The 16,688-nt window shown below is 44.2% G+C and carries 17 protein-coding genes; 1 reads left to right on the forward strand and 16 read right to left on the reverse strand.

Annotated features, from left to right (window positions below; all coding sequences use genetic code 11):
* Nucleotides 1-151: 151 nt before the first annotated feature.
* The 16 genes from ybgF to aspS form a co-directional block, all read right to left on the reverse strand.
* Nucleotides 152-937: a tol-pal system protein YbgF gene (ybgF, locus tag IHV80_RS10455; RefSeq protein WP_192889006.1), complete on the reverse strand. Its 786-nt coding sequence runs from the start codon at nt 935-937 to the stop codon at nt 152-154.
* 33 nt (nt 938-970) lie between these two features.
* Nucleotides 971-1,513: a peptidoglycan-associated lipoprotein Pal gene (gene pal, locus IHV80_RS10460; RefSeq protein ID WP_004736484.1), complete on the reverse strand. Its 543-nt coding sequence runs from the start codon at nt 1,511-1,513 to the stop codon at nt 971-973.
* 111 nt (nt 1,514-1,624) lie between these two features.
* Entirely contained in the window at nt 1,625-2,977 is a 1,353-nt protein-coding gene (gene tolB, locus IHV80_RS10465; protein ID WP_192889007.1) for a Tol-Pal system beta propeller repeat protein TolB, read from the reverse strand.
* Nucleotides 2,978-2,989: 12 nt separating this feature from the next.
* Nucleotides 2,990-4,057 carry a cell envelope integrity protein TolA gene (tolA, locus tag IHV80_RS10470; RefSeq protein WP_192889008.1) on the reverse strand — a complete coding sequence of 356 codons (1,068 nt, stop codon included), beginning with the start codon at nt 4,055-4,057 and terminating at the stop codon, nt 2,990-2,992.
* A 13-nt stretch (nt 4,058-4,070) separates the two neighbouring features.
* Nucleotides 4,071-4,514: a protein TolR gene (gene tolR / locus IHV80_RS10475; RefSeq protein ID WP_192889009.1), complete on the reverse strand. Its 444-nt coding sequence runs from the start codon at nt 4,512-4,514 to the stop codon at nt 4,071-4,073.
* Between the two features lie 3 nt (nt 4,515-4,517).
* Nucleotides 4,518-5,201: a protein TolQ gene (gene tolQ, locus IHV80_RS10480; protein WP_017111033.1), complete on the reverse strand. Its 684-nt coding sequence runs from the start codon at nt 5,199-5,201 to the stop codon at nt 4,518-4,520.
* Nucleotides 5,191-5,628, reverse strand: coding sequence for a tol-pal system-associated acyl-CoA thioesterase (gene ybgC, locus IHV80_RS10485; RefSeq protein WP_192889010.1), 438 nt, complete (start codon nt 5,626-5,628; stop codon nt 5,191-5,193). The genes tolQ and ybgC overlap by 11 nt, the downstream gene beginning before the upstream one ends.
* 173 nt (nt 5,629-5,801) lie before the next feature.
* On the reverse strand, nt 5,802-6,104 hold the full coding sequence (gene ybgE / locus IHV80_RS10490; protein ID WP_017111034.1) for a cyd operon protein YbgE: 303 nt from the start codon (nt 6,102-6,104) through the stop codon (nt 5,802-5,804).
* The gene (cydX, locus tag IHV80_RS10495) at nt 6,097-6,204 is read right to left on the reverse strand and encodes a cytochrome bd-I oxidase subunit CydX (protein WP_000270284.1); all 108 of its coding nucleotides are present in this window, start codon (nt 6,202-6,204) and stop codon (nt 6,097-6,099) included. Before cydX ends, ybgE begins: the two co-directional genes overlap by 8 nt.
* A gap of 31 nt (nt 6,205-6,235) precedes the next feature.
* The gene (gene cydB, locus IHV80_RS10500) at nt 6,236-7,372 is read right to left on the reverse strand and encodes a cytochrome d ubiquinol oxidase subunit II (protein WP_192889011.1); all 1,137 of its coding nucleotides are present in this window, start codon (nt 7,370-7,372) and stop codon (nt 6,236-6,238) included.
* A gap of 13 nt (nt 7,373-7,385) precedes the next feature.
* Nucleotides 7,386-8,972 (reverse strand): cytochrome ubiquinol oxidase subunit I, encoded by a 1,587-nt coding sequence (gene cydA / locus IHV80_RS10505; protein WP_192889012.1) that lies wholly within the window; start codon nt 8,970-8,972, stop codon nt 7,386-7,388.
* A gap of 552 nt (nt 8,973-9,524) precedes the next feature.
* The gene (ruvB, locus tag IHV80_RS10510; protein ID WP_065103273.1) at nt 9,525-10,541 is read right to left on the reverse strand and encodes a Holliday junction branch migration DNA helicase RuvB; all 1,017 of its coding nucleotides are present in this window, start codon (nt 10,539-10,541) and stop codon (nt 9,525-9,527) included.
* 88 nt (nt 10,542-10,629) lie between these two features.
* Entirely contained in the window at nt 10,630-11,241 is a 612-nt protein-coding gene (gene ruvA / locus IHV80_RS10515) for a Holliday junction branch migration protein RuvA (RefSeq protein WP_017076435.1), read from the reverse strand.
* Nucleotides 11,242-11,333: 92 nt separating this feature from the next.
* Nucleotides 11,334-12,794, reverse strand: a complete 1,461-nt coding sequence (locus tag IHV80_RS10520) for a methyl-accepting chemotaxis protein (RefSeq protein WP_192889013.1) — start codon at nt 12,792-12,794, stop codon at nt 11,334-11,336.
* Nucleotides 12,795-13,009: 215 nt separating this feature from the next.
* Nucleotides 13,010-13,531 (reverse strand): crossover junction endodeoxyribonuclease RuvC, encoded by a 522-nt coding sequence (gene ruvC, locus IHV80_RS10525; RefSeq protein ID WP_004736470.1) that lies wholly within the window; start codon nt 13,529-13,531, stop codon nt 13,010-13,012.
* A gap of 141 nt (nt 13,532-13,672) precedes the next feature.
* On the reverse strand, nt 13,673-15,445 hold the full coding sequence (gene aspS / locus IHV80_RS10530; protein ID WP_017111038.1) for an aspartate--tRNA ligase: 1,773 nt from the start codon (nt 15,443-15,445) through the stop codon (nt 13,673-13,675).
* Between the two features lie 315 nt (nt 15,446-15,760).
* On the opposite strand from aspS, the gene IHV80_RS10535 reads away from it, so the two are divergent.
* Nucleotides 15,761-16,645, forward strand: a complete 885-nt coding sequence (locus IHV80_RS10535; RefSeq protein WP_192889014.1) for a DUF72 domain-containing protein — start codon at nt 15,761-15,763, stop codon at nt 16,643-16,645.
* Nucleotides 16,646-16,688 lie beyond the last annotated feature (43 nt).

Genomic DNA, 16,688 nt, shown 5'->3' on the forward strand with positions numbered 1-16,688 from the left:
ATGAGGATCAAAAAGGATTGGTTGCAAGCGGTGACTAGCTAATGCTTAAAACGCATAAACAAGGTGATACGTTGGCGTCACAAAGCGGCAAAGTCAATATAAAGGGAGTAAGCAGGTAAAAAAAAGAGGCACCTGAGCACCTCTATTTTGTTTATAAGTGGGTTTTAGCCACTTTAGCCGAAGCACTGTTTGGGTACTCGGTAACGACTTGTTGGTAATATTTCTTAGCTTGCGTCGCATTATTGTTGCGCGCAGCTATGTCACCAAGCTTAACCAGCGCATCTGCTCGCTTGTTTGAGTCTTTGTACGACACAACAGCGGCAAAGCTCTTCACGGCTTCTTTATCTTGCTTCTTAGCGAAATAAAGCTGACCTAACCAGTAATGTGAGTTAGGTGTGAAGGTTGAATCTGGGAAGTCTTTTTGAAACTTTTGGAATGCTGCGATAGCACCCGTGTAGTCACGTTGCTTTAGAATCATATCTACAGCATTTTGATAAGCGGTTTGCTCATCGACATCAGTACTGAACGTACCAGAAGCATCTTTAGAGCCTTCGCTCGCTGCCACTGCTACCGTTGCTGTTCCTGCTGCTTTCACCTCGCCTCTTACACGATCCAGTTCAATGAACAGTTCACGTTGGCGCTCTAGCATTTGCTTCATATCGTAACTGTTTCGTTCCAGTTCACCACGAAGTTCACTGATCTCCAGTGCCATGTCGTCGATTTGCTGTTGCATTTGAAGCTGAACGAGGTTGCGATTTTGAAGCAGGCGCTCTAAACGCTCAATATCTGATTCGTTAGATGCTGCTGCTCGAGAGGAAGATGATGAATTGGTTGCGGTGCTATTGAGATCGGATACTGGAGCTGGTGCAGCGAACGCGATGTTCGCTGCACTTGCCAGTAACGAAAGCAAAATGACTCGCTTTGTGTTACTGAACATGAGGCAATTCCTCAATTATATAGTCTACTAAAATTAGTAAACTAGTACTGCGCGACGGTTTTTAGCGTACACATCTTCAGATTGACCTAGAAGAAGTGGCTTCTCTTCACCGTAGCTTACGATAGAGATTTGGTCTGCTTGAACACCTAGAGCTTGTAGGTATTTCGCTACAGCTTGTGCACGACGCTCGCCAAGTGCAATGTTGTACTCGGGAGTACCGCGTTCGTCAGCGTGACCTTCGATAGTAACGTTCATGTCAACGTTGTTGCTTAGGTAAGCTGCGTGAGCTGCTAGAATTTCTTCGTAGTCGCCAGCGATAGTAGAGTTATCGAATGCAAAGTAGATTGTTTGAGTTTCGCGTAGCGCTTGCTCTTTAAGCTCTTGCTCAGACAGTTGAGCGTTAGCATCAATTGGCGTTACAACAGTTGTGTCTACGTTGCCTTCTGAACCTGAAGTTGTTTGGTTGCTTTCAGTACCTGAAGTTGCAGATGTTGCTTCATCAGTTGAGCTACATGCCGTTACTGCCATCACTGGTAGTGCAATCATCAAGCCTTTAAGAACTTTGTTAAGTTGCATCTTTTTTTCCTTACGTTATCAAACTTAGTTTCTACAGCGACTAAGTGCTATAGATAGTTAATTGCCACAATAGTAAACACTATCAATAGCTAAAAGAATGTATCACTTTAACTAGAGGAACGGTGACCATGCAGGCGCTCTTACACGTCCATTGGTTGCCGGTAATCTAGCTTTAAAACGGCCATCGATTGAAACCATCGATAGTACGTTTGTTTTGTTGTAGATAGAGCTATAGATAACCATACCTCCATTCGGTGCAATACTTGGAGATTCATCTAACAGTGTTTTCGTTAGCACCTGAACTGCACCAGTTTCCAAATCTTGCTTAGCCAAGTTAAAGCCTGAGTTACTGCGATTCACCATGATAAGGAATCGACCATCAGGGGTAATCTGGCCACCTAAGTTTTGGCTACCTTGCCAAGTAATACGAGAAGTCGCATTATTGGACAAATTTACATTATAAATCTGAGGTTTACCACCACGATCCGACGTGAAAATAAGAGACTTGCCATCTGGGTGCCAGAACGGTTCAGTATTATTAGAACGTCCGCGGGTAATTTGAGTCAGCTTACGGCTAGCAAGGTCAAGTGTGTACACTTGAAGGCTGCCTGTTTTCGACAATACCAATGCCAATGTCTTACCATCTGGCGAGAATCTTGGCGCGCCATTGTGACGAGGGTATGACGTCACCTTCTCACGTTCGCCGGTGTAAATATTCATAATGAATATTTCAGCTTGGCCATTTTGGAAGCTTACATAAGCAAGTTTCTTACCGTCTGGAGACCATGCTGGAGACATAAGAGGTTGCTTAGAACGAAGTACTAAACGCTCATTGAAGCCATCGTAATCAGCAACACGAAGTTGGTATGGGTATTTGTCTTTGTCATTCACTACCACGTAAGAAATACGAGTTAAAAACGCGCCTTTCTCACCAGTCAGTTCTTCATACACTAAATCAGAAATACGGTGCGCGTACTCTCTCAAGCGTTTGCCCGGAACCGTCGCTTTCTTGTTAAACAAAACGTGGTCTTTAGAAAGTACCAGTTGGCCTTCATCACTTAGTGCGCGGCTTTGCCCTTTGGTCAGTTGACCACGAACAATGTCGATCAGCTGGTAGTTGACTACGTATTGTCCTTCAGCATTTTTAGTAATGCTGCCGGTTAGCAATGAATCAACGCCTAAGTTAGTCCAAGCATCAAAATCGACCTCTGTTTCGCTGTAAGGCGTTTGAGGCATTTTACTTGTCGCAACTGGACTGAATTTACCACTGCGTTGCAAGTCAGAAGCGATAACTGCTGATACATCGTGTGGCAATGGGCCTGCGCCTTCCCAACGGAAAGGGACAATAGCGATAGGTCGTGCAGAGTTAATACCGTCTGTAATAACCAGCTCCAGCGCTGCATGTGCAAACTGGCTGCTTGTCGCTATTACGAAAACAAAACTCAGTAATAGTTTTTTTAACACAAGTTCGTCCTTTTACTCTGGTGATACAGTTAAGTTGATGTCTTTCAGTGATTTCACAATGTCTGGGTCTTTAGGCAACGGATAAGATTGCACTTGTGCCACTGCACGCTTGGTTGCTGCGCACAAACGGCTGTCTCCATCCAAAATACTCAAGCTTCCCAGAATCGCATTCGAGCCCGTTGGAATCAGCTTAAGATTCACTCGGCATGAGCGTCCTCTGTAGCTGTCTTCTAACAATAAGTTCTGTTGAATGAGCTGAGTATAAATCGCACCGTAACGCTGTGCTTCATCACTAATAAATTGTTGTTTAGCCGAAGAGTTTTGAGTCGACTCAGTTTCAAGCCCAGCAAAGATATCGTTCAATGCCGCCTCTTGTTGTTTACGCTCTTTTTCGGCTCTGGCTGCAGCTTCTTTTGCTTTACGGGCTTTCTCCGCTGCTGCTGCCGCTTCTTTCTCTTTCGCTATACGCTGCTTTTCAGCACGTTCAGCGGCTTCTTTTTCTTTACGAGCTTTGTCTGCTGCCTCTTTCGCGGCTTTTTCTTTTGCCACGCGTTCTTGTTCAGCTTTGGCGACAGCCGCTTCTTTGGCTTTGCGTTCTTTCTCCGCCTTAACTACGGCGGCCTCTTTTAGCTTACGATCAGCTTCTGCTTTCGCTGCTTTCTTTTGTTCCGTCTTTAAACGAGCCTCTTCGACTTTACGTTGTTGCTCTTTTTCAACTCGGCGCTTTTCAGCTTCTCGCGTCGCTTTCGCCTCTTTGGCTTGTTTTTCTTTCAGCTTGCGGATGTTTTCTTCTTCCGCTTTACGGTTCTTTTCAAGTCGCTCGCTTTCACGACGTAACTTGTCTAACCGTTCTTGTTCTTTCTTACCCGCAGCTTCTCTTTGCTGACGAATCTGTTGAGCTTGCTGACGAACCAACTGAGGGTCGATCACGACCGCCTGAACCATCTGCCCTGTTGGCTTAGGTTCTGACATGGTGAAGTCAGCTCCCCAAATAAGAGCGACAAATAGAATGACATGCAGCCCGACTGAAATTAGAAGCGGCGTTTTGAAATTATCGGATTTTTTATTATTCGCTTTCATGAATGCTACGGAGCTATTCCCTTATATCCGTTAAAAGGCCAACCTTTGGCACACCTGCACGGCTTAATTCATCAAGTAATAAAACAACTTCAGCGTAAGGTGTTGCGGCATCACCGCCAACCGCCACTGGAGAGTTAGGATTCAGAGACAATTCTGCTTTAACCCGAACAATAATATCTTCCATTGACAGGCCTCGCTGAACCTCTTCATCATTAACGCTCAAGCCAAGTTCACCATCTTTGTTCACTTCAACGATAATGAAGCTCGCGTTCTCGTCACCCAGTAAATCTTGAGCTGATTTTGCCGTTGAAGCTTTTGGCAATTCAACATCAACACCTTGTGTTACGAAGGGTGAGGTCACCATAAAAATAATCAGCAAAACAAGCATAACGTCGATGTAAGGTACAACGTTAATCTCTGCTGTCATTTTGCGTTTTTTAGGTTGGTATCCAGCCATCGATTATTCCCTGCCAGCCATCGCTTGACGGTGAAGAATACTGTGAAACTCTTCAGAGAAAGTCGCGTAGTTATGTTCGAGTTTACCGACTCGGCTACTGAAGCGGTTGTAAGCCATAACAGCCGGAATAGCGGCGAATAGGCCCATTGCTGTTGCAATCAGTGCTTCTGCAATACCAGGAGCAACCATTGCGAGTGTCGCTTGCTTCACTTCGCCTAGAGCGATGAATGAGTGCATGATGCCCCACACTGTACCAAAAAGGCCGATATATGGACTGATAGAACCGACGGTCGCTAGGAAAGGTAAATTAGTTTCTAGCTCATCCACTTCACGGGCAACCGCAACGCGCATTGCTCGACCAGTGCCTTCCATAATGAAGTCAGGAGAAGTGGCATTAGATTTACGAAGGCGAGCAAATTCAGTGAAACCTGCGTAGAAGATTTCTTCAGTACCAGAAAGCTCGTCTTTGCGTTTATTGCTCTCTTGGTACAATTTAGCAAGATCAACGCCAGACCAAAATTTGTCTTCAAATACTTCTGTTTGCTTAGAAGCTTGAGATAGCACTTTACTTCTTTTTATGATCATTGCCCAAGAAACAACAGACATACCCATAAGAATTAGCATGACCATTTTAACTAGTAAACTAGCTTCTAAAATTAGGCCTAAGATTGAGATTTCAGCAGTCACTATTCGTTAGCTCCGTCAGAATAAATGTTGGCATTGCTTTTGGTTTCATTTTTTGAGTGTCGATACATGCTACCTTAACCATTGCTTTACACAATGCTTTGCCATCAGGATTTACGATCTCTTGACAGAACACCAAGGTTGCTCGCTTCAACTCGTAAATATTTGTAATGACTTGTAAAGAATCATCAAGGCGTGCACCTTGAATAAAATCAATGTCTATATGTCGGATTACAAAACCGATGTTTTGTTCCAATAGAACTTGCTGAGAAACACCAATTGATCGCAACATCTCAGTTCGAGCACGCTCAAAGAACTTAAGATAGTTAGCATGATATACCACCCCACCAGCATCGGTGTCTTCGTAATACACTGTCACTGGCCAAGTAAATGGCTTAGATAATCCCTGCAATTTGCTACCACAACCCAAAACGATAAAGATCTCACTATAACCTAACTCTTTATCATTAAAAGTATATGGCAGTGATTTATTTGATTTGAAAGACGAAAAAAAAGGCCATCTGTATAAGATGACCTCTTTTTGGCTAAAAACCCAACAACTACCTAGGTTTACTTTGTTATAAACCTAGTCCACGACCTTATTTAGATAAGGCGCAGTACTGTTAGATAGAGCAAAATCGTGAGTGAAACATAAGGGCTGAATAGCAACTGCCACATCCAAGCTCTTGGCTTAAAACCGATACCATAAACCATGCTCGAGCATACTGCCCAGATGAACATAGGCCCAATGATAGCGTTAAAGCCACCGATGCTTGCCGCATACGTTTCAGGATCCCACATAACTAAACCAACATGCATGAAACCCAATATTAAGGATAAGGCTCTTAATAGAGTCTTATCCATTGGTTGATGTAATTTAGCAACTTGCTCTGCGAGATTACTCACTGTCTTTATCCATCATTTCTGAATGCTCAAGCCAAAGAGCATTGATGATGCCGAATGCACATGCTAGAAGTACACCCAAAATCCATGCGAAATACCACATAAAATTTCTCCTAAGTTATTTAACTTCTAGCTTAGTAAGCTGAAACGTCATTATCTTCGATGTGTTTCTTATCTAGACGACCAAACATTTTGTAGTATGTCCAAGTCGTGTAGCAAAGAATCACAGGAACCATTACCGCCGCAACCGCAGTCATTAGGCCAAGAGTTAGTTCACTCGCTGTTGAATCCCACATAGTCAAACTTTGACTTGGATTCAGGCTTGATGGCATTACGAATGGGAACATTGCAAAACCAGCCGTTAAAATAACACCAGCGTTAGATAAGCTTGAGAACAAGAATGCGAAACCACCGCGCTCAAAGCGAGATGCAATCACAGCAAATAGTGGCATTGCGACACCAAGAATCGGCGCTGCCCACATTGCTGGATACGTTTCGAAGTTTGTCATCCAAGCACCAACTTGAAGTGATACTTCTTTGTTTAGTGGGTTTGAGTCAGCAAACGTATCGATAGTGCTCGTGATTACATAGCCTTCGATAGATTGAACCCAGAAGCCACCAATAATAAACAAAGCAATAGCAATGACACCAGCGATCTGAGCAACGTTACGCGCGCGGCTGTGCAGTTCTTCTGTTGTCTTCATTTGAAGCCATGTTGCACCTTGCATCACGAACAACATCAGAGCCAACACACCACAAAGTAATGCAAACGGGTTAAGCAGAGCGAAGAACGTACCATGGTACTTAGACATCATAAATTCGTTCAGTTCAAATGGAACACCTTGTAGTAGGTTACCAAATGCCACACCGAAAATGATTGGCGGTACTGTGCCACTAAAACAAAGTGCATAGTCCCAAGCTTTACGCCATTTTGGCTCTTCAATCTTAGAACGGTAATCAAGAGCAAGTGGACGTAACCAAAGCGCTGCTAACGTCGCGTACATTGCGAAGTAAAAACCAGAGAAAGACGTCGCGTAAACCAGAGGCCATGCAGCAAACAATGCACCACCAGCCGTAATCAGCCAAACTTGGTTACCATCCCAGTGAGGGGCAATCGTGTTTAGCATAATACGACGTTCAGTGTCGCTCTTACCGATAACAGGTGAAAGGGCTGCAACACCCATATCGAAGCCATCAGTTACGGCGAAACCAACCAGTAGAACACCGATCAATACCCACCAAATAAGTCGTAAGCTTTCGTAATCAAACATAATATTCCCTCACTTATACTTCGACTGAACGGCTAACTTTGTCTTCAACAGAGTTATCGTTTTGTTCGAAGTGGTAACGGCCTGTCTTTAAGCTACTTGGACCTTTACGTGCGAATTTCAGCATTAGGTAAACTTCAGCAATCAAGAACACTGTGTACAGTGCCAGAATTGCGAATAGAGAAGTCCAAAGCTGTTCAATAGTTAGTGCTGATGCAGCCACGTTAACCGGTAGGATTTCACCAACCGCCCATGGTTGACGACCAAACTCAGCAACAAACCAACCTGCTTCAATCGCAATCCAGGGTAGTGGGATTGAGAACAACGCCGCTTTAAGTACCCATGGTTTCTGTTCGATCTTCTGACGACACGTTTGAACAAACGCCGCACCGAATACAAACAGCATGATGAAGCCACAAGCAACCATCAGACGGAATGACCAGAATAGAGGCCAAACTGTTGGGATAGAATCATCCGCAGCCATTTGGATTTGGTCTTCTGTTGCATCAACAACGTCGTCTGTGTAGCGCTTAAGAAGCAGACCGTAACCTAGGTCACCCTTCACTTCGTCGAACGCTGCCATGTTTTCTTCAGACTTGTCGCCTGAACGTAGCTTTTCAAGCAGTTCGTATGCGTACATACCAGTACGGATACGATCAACGTGATCATCACGTAGGTCACGCAGGCCCGTTACTTCAGTATCAAGCGAACGCGTTGCGATGATACCCATTACGTAAGGGATTTTAATTGCGTAGTCAGTATTCATTGTTTCTTGGTTTGGAATACCAAAAACAGTAAATGCGGCTGGAGCTTCTTCAGTGTGCCACTCTGCTTCTACCGCAGCTAGCTTCACTTTTTGAACCTCACCAAGCTCGTAACCAGATTCATCACCTAGCACGATTACTGACAGGATCGCTGCCATACCGAAAGATGCTGCAATCGCAAAAGAGCGACGAGCAAAGGCAAGGTCACGACCTTTAAGAATGTAGTATGAGCTGATACCAAGGATGAACATTGCACCCGTTGTGTAACCAGACGCCACTGTGTGTACAAATTTAACTTGTGCCACTGGGTTTAGTACAACTTCAGCGAAGCTCACCATTTCCATACGCATGGTTTCAAAGTTAAATTCTGCACCCACTGGGTTTTGCATCCAGCCGTTTGCTACCAAGATCCATAGCGCTGAGAAGTTAGAGCCTAGTGCAACTAACCACGTTACCGCTAAGTGCTGACGCTTTGACAATCTGTCCCAACCGAAGAAGAAAAGACCAACAAAAGTAGACTCTAGGAAGAATGCAACAAGCGCTTCAATAGCTAGCGGAGCACCGAAGATGTCTCCAACGTAGTGAGAGTAGTAAGACCAGTTTGTACCAAACTGAAACTCCATGGTTAAGCCTGTCGCTACACCAAGAGCAAAGTTAATACCAAACAATTTACCCCAGAACTTGGTCATGTCCTTGTAAATTTGTTTGCCCGTCATTACATATACTGACTCCATAATGGCAAGAAGAAATGCCATACCTAAGGTCAGTGGAACAAATAGGAAGTGATACATCGCTGTAAATGCAAACTGCAATCGCGACAGATCAACAACATCAATCATGGTAACTCCTTTGTGTCGGCTGAATGACACTTGTGTGATTATTCACCGCAAAAATTCATGTTAAAACAATTTATGTAATTGTTATTACAAAATGAAATTTGTAGCAAAAACGTACCGTTATAGTTAGATTATTGTTAAGCATGAGCTAATATAGCTGGCGCTAATATTACTGGTAAAATCAGTATGTTTCAAAAGGTTTATAGGAGAAGTCTGCGTTGATTTGTATCAATTTTATTCAAGCAAATTAGAGTTATTTTTAGACAATCATGATTAAAATCACACCAATTTTAGCCCTGTTAATAACCGAGCATGATATCTGTGACAAAAGCTCAGCACCACTTCAACATACAAATTACAACTACCTATAAAGTATTAACAAAAGATATGACAGTTTATTTCATTTTTTGTTAGCTAAATCAAACTTGGAATCAAAGTTTCCATTTTTGAATTCCGCTATTTCGCCTTTTTATCGATTTGCTCAAAGAGTTGTTATTCAGTAAAAAGCAAAAAATCCCAGCGCTTATGCAACTAGGATCTTTAAAAATGAATACTTTAACGATTAGAAGGCTTATCTATTCCGAAGTGTAAATATGCTCTGTCAGTAGCAATTCGACCTCTTGGTGTTCTTTGCAGATAACCCTGCTGAATCAAATACGGTTCCAATACATCTTCAATCGTATCTTTCTCTTCACCAATAGCAGCCGCCATGTTGTCGATACCGACCGGACCACCACCAAACTTCTCCATGATCGCAAGTAGAAGCTTCCTATCCATGTAGTCAAATCCTTTGGCATCAACGTCCAACATGTTGAGTGCCTTATCCGCCACGTCTGGGCAAATATGTCCGTCGCCTTTCACTTCCGCGTAATCTCGTACACGGCGTAATAAACGGTTCGCGATACGCGGTGTACCACGAGCACGACGCGCAATTTCTAATGCACCATCCGACTCCAATGAAAGTCCAAGGCAATCTGCGCTGCGCTGAACTATGTTTTGAAGGTCTTCAACCTTGTAGTACTCAAGACGCTGAGTAATACCAAAACGGTCACGCAATGGCGATGTCAGTGAGCCAGCACGAGTGGTTGCGCCAATCAAAGTAAAAGGAGGAAGGTCAATCTTGATAGAGCGAGCCGCTGGGCCTTCACCAATCATGATATCCAGTTGGTAATCTTCCATTGCTGGATACAGAACCTCTTCAACCACAGGGCTTAAGCGGTGGATCTCATCAATGAAAAGCACATCGTTTTCTTCAAGGTTGGTTAATAGCGCGGCTAAGTCGCCGGCTTTTTCTAAAACCGGGCCTGAAGTCGTGCGGATGCTCACATCCATTTCATTGGCAACAATGTTTGCTAACGTGGTTTTACCTAAACCGGGAGGGCCAAAAATCAGCAGATGATCCAGAGCTTCATTTCGCATTTGAGCGGCTTGAATGAAAATCTCCATCTGGTTACGAACGTGGTCCTGACCTTGATAGTCGGCTAGCGCCTTTGGACGTATTGCACGGTCGATAACATCTTCATCTTTAAAGACCGGATTATCCGGTGCAATCAGGCGATCGGCTTCAATCATAAATTCGGTTATTCCTAACTCTGCTCTTCCTGACTCTGCGCATAGGCAAAGTGAATGAGTTTATTTTGTAGAACAAGTATATGAGGTATTAAACCATCGACTTCAATGCTTCGCGAATCAATTGTTCGCTGGTCATGCCATCTTTAGCCACTTGAGCAACAACTTTAGAGGCTTGAGTCGGTTTATAACCCAACGCAAGTAGTGCGCTTACGGCTTCTTCTTCAGCATCGTGAACCGTTGGCATCGAGTCCATTGGTGCGGCATCCGTTGCAGGCGTAAACAGGTCACCTGCGCCCCACCCTTTAAGGCGGTCTTTCATTTCAACAACCAGACGCTCTGCCGTTTTCTTACCAACACCCGGCAGTTTAACCAATGTTGAGATATCTTCGCGTTCAACGCTCTGAACGAATTGGCTTGCCGTCATTCCAGAAAGGATACCAAGACCAAGTTTAGGGCCCACACCATTCGCTTTGATCACTTCACGGAACAACGCACGCTCTTTAACGGTGTTAAAACCATAAAGTAACTGAGCATCTTCACGTACCACAAAATGAGTGTAGATAATTGCCTCTTCGCCTACGTTTGGTAATTCATAAAAACAGCTCATTGGCATTTGGACTTCATAACCAACACCACTGACTTCAATCAATAATTCTGGTGGCTGTTTTTCTATTAATGTACCGCGGAGACGTCCGATCACAATTCACTCTCTTGATGGAATTTAATTTGAGGGACAGAATATAAAAGAACTGGATACTTATCCAGTTCTTTGTGTTTTTTGAAGTGAATTATTTAGGCTTGCTTAGCTTGCGAGACCACGCTGTTCAAGCTCGAAACCAGTTCTTTAACCGAAGTCACATGACCTGTTAGCTCAGAACCATAATTAGCAACTAAGCCTGACACAGATTTAGTTTCCGCCACGCTTTGCGCCACTTCTGAACTGGCCAGATCGAGCTCTTTCAACGAATTCATCTGCATTGCCATAATATTGGTGAGCTGATTAACATCTGTTGAGATGGTTTGCACCTCTGAGATGATGCCGTTCATCTCACTCGCCGTGGTTTCTATGATTGCTCTGCCGTGTTCAACTTCTTCTTTACTGCGGTCTAACAAAGTTCGAATCTCTATCGCCGAATGACTGCTTTTCGCCGATAGCTCTCTCACTTGATCCGCCACCACAGCAAAGCCTCTACCCTGTTCACCCGCGCGCGCTGCTTCGATTGCCGCGTTGAGTGCTAATAGATTAGTTTGCTCGGCAACCGAAGTGATCAAATCAGCGACTTTCATGATCTCTTGATTACTTTGAATGATCTGACTGATCGCATCGGTTGAAGCTTCTAATGACTCTGAGCTCTTTTGCGCTTTCGTGCCCACCGCTTCGCTACGCTCTTTCAGTTCACCCACAAATGAATTGGATTCTTCGATGCCTTGGGTCATTTGATGGAGTTGTTGGCTCATCTCTTCTGCAGCGCTTGCTTGAGACTCGCAATTGATATTCAACACTTCGACTTGAGCATGCAAATCTTGTGACTGCTGATCCAAATGAACCGAAACACCCTGTAGGCTCTCTGAATTCGAATTAGCTTGGTCTAGCACGATAGTGAGTCGACCTTCACTTTGCGTCGCTTGGTTGGCAACGTGTTGGCTTTCTGAAATCGCATCCTCTGCCATTTCGATCGCCACCTCTTTTTGCTTAGCGGTAAAGGCTTGAGCAATGCAGATAACCACCAACGGCATGATCACGCCGGACCAAGTTTCCACCACCACCGCTTCCGGAGTAAGCACTAACTGCGGAAATATGAATCCGTTTAGATGAGCTGAAGTCATCACTAATGAAACACCGATAACGAGTCCACTCCACACCAAGGCAACGATTCGTGTTCCTGATAAGAAAAAAGCGACCACTAACAAAGGCACCCAATAAGCTTGAGTGGAAGCCACAACCCCACCGCTTTGATAAATGATGTTCAGCGCATGTACGGCCATTCCGACAAAACCAAAATTAAGTGCAAGGCTCGGTTTACTCGTCACACGAAGTAGCAGTGCTGAGATCAGTTCGAATACGATAAGAAATACAGATGTGGCGACCAGGAGTTGCTCTTCGTGCTTAGTCCACTTGATTAAGCTATAAACCCCCACGAAGAATGCAATAAAAGTGAAGAGTAATAAGATATCGGCTTGTCTGACTTCGTTGTTACTCCACCCGTTACTTTTGGGTAGAAACAGCGCGCGCCACAGCTTGATTGGGTTCATCAGTGATCATCCTTGATTAACTTGTAAGACCTCCGACCAATGTTAATAACATGTTAAATGATACGCAATGTTATTATCTGGGTTCTGTTCGAAAGATCTCATTTCATCAAGGATTTAGCGGCGTATTGTTTTGATATGAGCCAAACAGGGCGTGAGGCTCATCAATCGAATAAGTTTAAAAGGCAGAATGTTAGGAACTAACAATAGAATAAGATTTAACGGTAACGCCCTTTTCTTGCTCCTGTAGCTTTGCCTGCAAGTGCGACCAAGGTTTTATTGGTGTTAGCGTGAGTGATCGCTACGCCTAGAGCATCGGCAGCATCGGCTTGTGGCTTAGCGGGTAGTTTGAGCATGCTCATCACCATATTCTGAACCATAGACTTATCAGCACCACCATTACCTGTCACAGCTTGTTTGATCAAACGAGCCGCATACTCATGTACAGGCAAATCAGCATTCACCGCTGCTACAATCGCACTACCACGAGCTTGGCCCAGTTTAAGTGCTGAATCGGCATTCTTCGCCATGAAGACCTGCTCAATGGCGAACACATCAGGTTGAAACTGAGTAATGATCTCACTCACACCCGCATAAATTTGCTTTAAGCGACCTGGCAGTTCTTTTTCGGAAGTGCGAATACAACCACTACCTAAGTAATATAGATGGCGACCATTTTGACGAATCACGCCATAGCCGGTAATGCGAGAGCCAGGGTCAATCCCTAAGATAATAGACATAACTTCAAATACTGATTATTTATACATGCTTTATGAGCTTAGTATATCGAACGCAAAAAAAAATGCCCGTCAAATTAACGGGCATTTTATTGTTCTATCAAAACTCACAGCTTGATTAGAAAGTTGAGCTTAATCGTTTGATTAGTCTTCTTTCTTCGCTAAGTTAACAGCGATTGCTAGCTCTTCCAGTGATGCTGGGTTTGCTAGGCTTGGCGCGTCTGTTAATAGACATGCTGCAGCTGTTGTTTTCGGGAATGCGATAACGTCACGGATGTTCTCTGTACCACAAAGAAGCATTGCTAAACGGTCAAGACCGAATGCTAGACCTGCGTGTGGTGGCGTACCGTACTTAAGTGCTTCAAGTAGGAAACCGAACTTCTCTTGTTGTTCTTTAGCTTCGATACCTAAGATACCGAATACAGCCGTTTGCATTTCTGCGCTGTGGATACGTACAGAACCGCCGCCTACTTCATAGCCGTTGATTACCATGTCGTATGCATCAGAGTTAGCCGCAGCTGGATTTGCTTTTAGCTCTTCCGCGCTCACACCAAGTGGTGATGTGAATGGGTGGTGCATTGCGTGAAGGTTGCCTTCGCCATCTTCTTCGAACATTGGGAAATCAATAACCCAAAGAGGAGCCCACGCTTTCTTGTCCGTTAGCTCTAAGTCATCACCTAGCTTGATACGAAGTGCGCCCATTGCTTCAGCAACGATGTTCGCTTTATCTGCACCAAATAGGATGATATCGCCAGATTCAGCTTGAGTACGCTCAAGAAGACCGTTGATTACGTCTTCGTTTAGGAACTTAGCAACTGGAGATTGGATACCTTCCATGCCAGCAGCACGGTCGTTAACCTTCATCCAAGCTAGACCTTTCGCGCCGTAGATACCTACGTGCTCTGCGTAACCGTCGATTTGCTTACGAGTCAGCTTAGCGCCACCCGGAACACGGATTACTGCTACGCGACCTTTTTCGTCGTTCGCAGGGCCAGAGAATACTTTGAACTCTACATCTTTCAGTAAGTCAGCAACGTCGACTAGTTCTAGTGGGTTACGTAGATCTGGCTTATCAGAACCGAAACGACGAATCGCTTCAGAGAATGGCATTACTGGGAATTGACCCAGTTCGACATCTAGAAGCTCTTTCCACATATCGTGAACTAGCTTTTCAGTGATGTTACGTACTTCTTGAGAAGACAGGAATGATGTTTCGATATCGATCTGAGTAAATTCAGGCTGACGGTCAGCACGTAAATCTTCATCACGGAAACATTTAACGATTTGGTAGTAACGGTCAAAACCAGACATCATCAGCAGTTGCTTGAACAGCTGAGGAGATTGAGGAAGTGCGTAGAAACTACCTTTATGAACACGGCTTGGTACTAGGTAGTCACGAGCGCCTTCTGGTGTCGCTTTAGTTAATACTGGTGTTTCGATGTCTAGGAATAGGTTCTCATCTAGGAAACGACGAACGAAGCTAGAAGCACGCGCACGAAGCTTAATACGATCGCTCATTTCTGGACGACGAAGATCGATGTAACGGTACTTTAGACGCTGTTCTTCAGAGTTCGTTTGGTTGAAATCTAGCGGAAGCGCTTCTGAACGGTTGATGATCTCAAGGCCAGTTGCGTAAAGCTCAACTTCGCCCGTCGCCATGTCTTTATTTACTTGGCTGTCAGGACGAACACGTACTTCACCAGTAAATTTGATACAGAATTCATTACGCAGTTGGTTAGCGATCGGGAAGATATCTTTCATATCTGGATCGACAACAACCTGAACGACGCCTTCACGATCTCGCATATCGATAAAGATAAGACCGCCTAAATCACGGCGACGGTTTACCCAGCCGCACAATTCTACAGTTTGTCCCGCCAGGGACTTGTTCAGGTTACCACAGTAATGGGTACGCATAATGAATTTCCCAATCTCTTAATTATTTACTAATTTCCAAGCTGTCAGTGGTCATTCCACACAACAGAGCAAAGGAACATTTATACGCGGAAACTCGCTTAAAATCGACCTTCCACATTCGAATTTATTGTGTTTTATCTGGCTTTGTTGCTTTTTAGCCCATCAAGTGCGCAAAGATTCATCAAAACCGAAAAAATTGCGCTAATTATATCTCGAAAGTACCTTAATCGGCAAAAGTCTCGTACAGTAGTTTTCGTTTCAACTTAAAAACTTTTTGTGATGACTAATGGCGTAACGACTAACGGTGTAATGACGATGGAAACTTTACCTTTAAGACTTGGATTAACTATGTGGTCTCATTCTGAGTGGCAAAGTCAGTTCTATGGTAAAGGAACAAAACCTGCTGAGCGCTTGGAAAAATACACCCAAGTTTTTCATACCGTCGAAGGCAACACGACTTTCTATGCAACTCCCAGCGTCTCAACGGTCAATAACTGGAAAGCCGCGAGTCACGATGATTTCAAATTTACTTTTAAGTTGCCTAAGTTCATCACCCACCAGCAGCACTTAAAGCATTGCCAAGCCGAACTCAAAGAATTTCTGCTCACCATGTCGCTACTGCATAGCCGTATTGGTCAGTGGACGATTCAATTGCCCCATAGCTTCGAACCCAGCATGCTCCCTGCCCTGCAAAAATTTTGTACCTTGTTTCCAAAAGACATGCAGCTCGGCGTTGAAGTTCGTCACCTTGGTTTCTTTGATAAAGGCGATGCCGAAAAACGTTTCAATCATTGGTTAATAGAAGAAGGGATCAATCGCATCATTATGGATAGCCGCCCTGTTTTCTCCGCACCACCAACGACAGAAGCGGTGATCGACGCACATCAAAAGAAACCACGCGTTCCAGTTCATGCCATTGCGACAGCAAACAATCCGATGGTTCGCTTTATTGGTCATCCAGATCAGGAACCCAATCTGGCTTTCTTTAAACCTTGGTTCGCGAAATTACCGACTTGGTTAAATGAAGGAAAACAACCTTATTTAATGATCCACACCCCAGACAACAATCACGCACCTGAGCTTGCGATTGCTATCTATAAGCAATTACAGACGCAAGTTGCTGAACACACACAGATAACCTTGCCTAATTTAGCAGAGTTTCCTGCTCAAAAAGGTGACCATCAAATCTCGATGTTTTGATAGTAAACAACCACTAACACACGTTCACTTTCATCAATCTCAG

Origin of the sequence: Vibrio bathopelagicus (genome assembly GCF_014879975.1) — a bacterium.
Taxonomy (GTDB): domain Bacteria; phylum Pseudomonadota; class Gammaproteobacteria; order Enterobacterales; family Vibrionaceae; genus Vibrio; species Vibrio bathopelagicus.

Bases quoted from the DNA above. Each gene is read 5' to 3' on its own strand.
- tolA (WP_192889008.1), bottom strand. From the start codon at position 4,057: ATGAAAGCGAATAATAAAAAATCCGATAATTTCAAAACGCCGCTTCTA.
- cydB (WP_192889011.1), bottom strand. From the start codon at position 7,372: ATGTTTGATTACGAAAGCTTACGACTTATTTGGTGGGTATTGATCGGT.
- IHV80_RS10535 (WP_192889014.1), top strand. From the start codon at position 15,761: ATGGAAACTTTACCTTTAAGACTTGGATTAACTATGTGGTCTCATTCT.
- cydA (WP_192889012.1), bottom strand. From the start codon at position 8,972: ATGATTGATGTTGTTGATCTGTCGCGATTGCAGTTTGCATTTACAGCG.
- ybgF (WP_192889006.1), bottom strand. From the start codon at position 937: ATGTTCAGTAACACAAAGCGAGTCATTTTGCTTTCGTTACTGGCAAGT.
- cydX (WP_000270284.1), bottom strand. From the start codon at position 6,204: ATGTGGTATTTCGCATGGATTTTGGGTGTACTTCTAGCATGTGCATTC.
- aspS (WP_017111038.1), bottom strand. From the start codon at position 15,445: ATGCGTACCCATTACTGTGGTAACCTGAACAAGTCCCTGGCGGGACAA.
- ruvC (WP_004736470.1), bottom strand. From the start codon at position 13,531: ATGTCTATTATCTTAGGGATTGACCCTGGCTCTCGCATTACCGGCTAT.
- tolR (WP_192889009.1), bottom strand. From the start codon at position 4,514: ATGGCTGGATACCAACCTAAAAAACGCAAAATGACAGCAGAGATTAAC.
- pal (WP_004736484.1), bottom strand. From the start codon at position 1,513: ATGCAACTTAACAAAGTTCTTAAAGGCTTGATGATTGCACTACCAGTG.
- IHV80_RS10520 (WP_192889013.1), bottom strand. From the start codon at position 12,794: ATGAACCCAATCAAGCTGTGGCGCGCGCTGTTTCTACCCAAAAGTAAC.
- ruvB (WP_065103273.1), bottom strand. From the start codon at position 10,541: ATGATTGAAGCCGATCGCCTGATTGCACCGGATAATCCGGTCTTTAAA.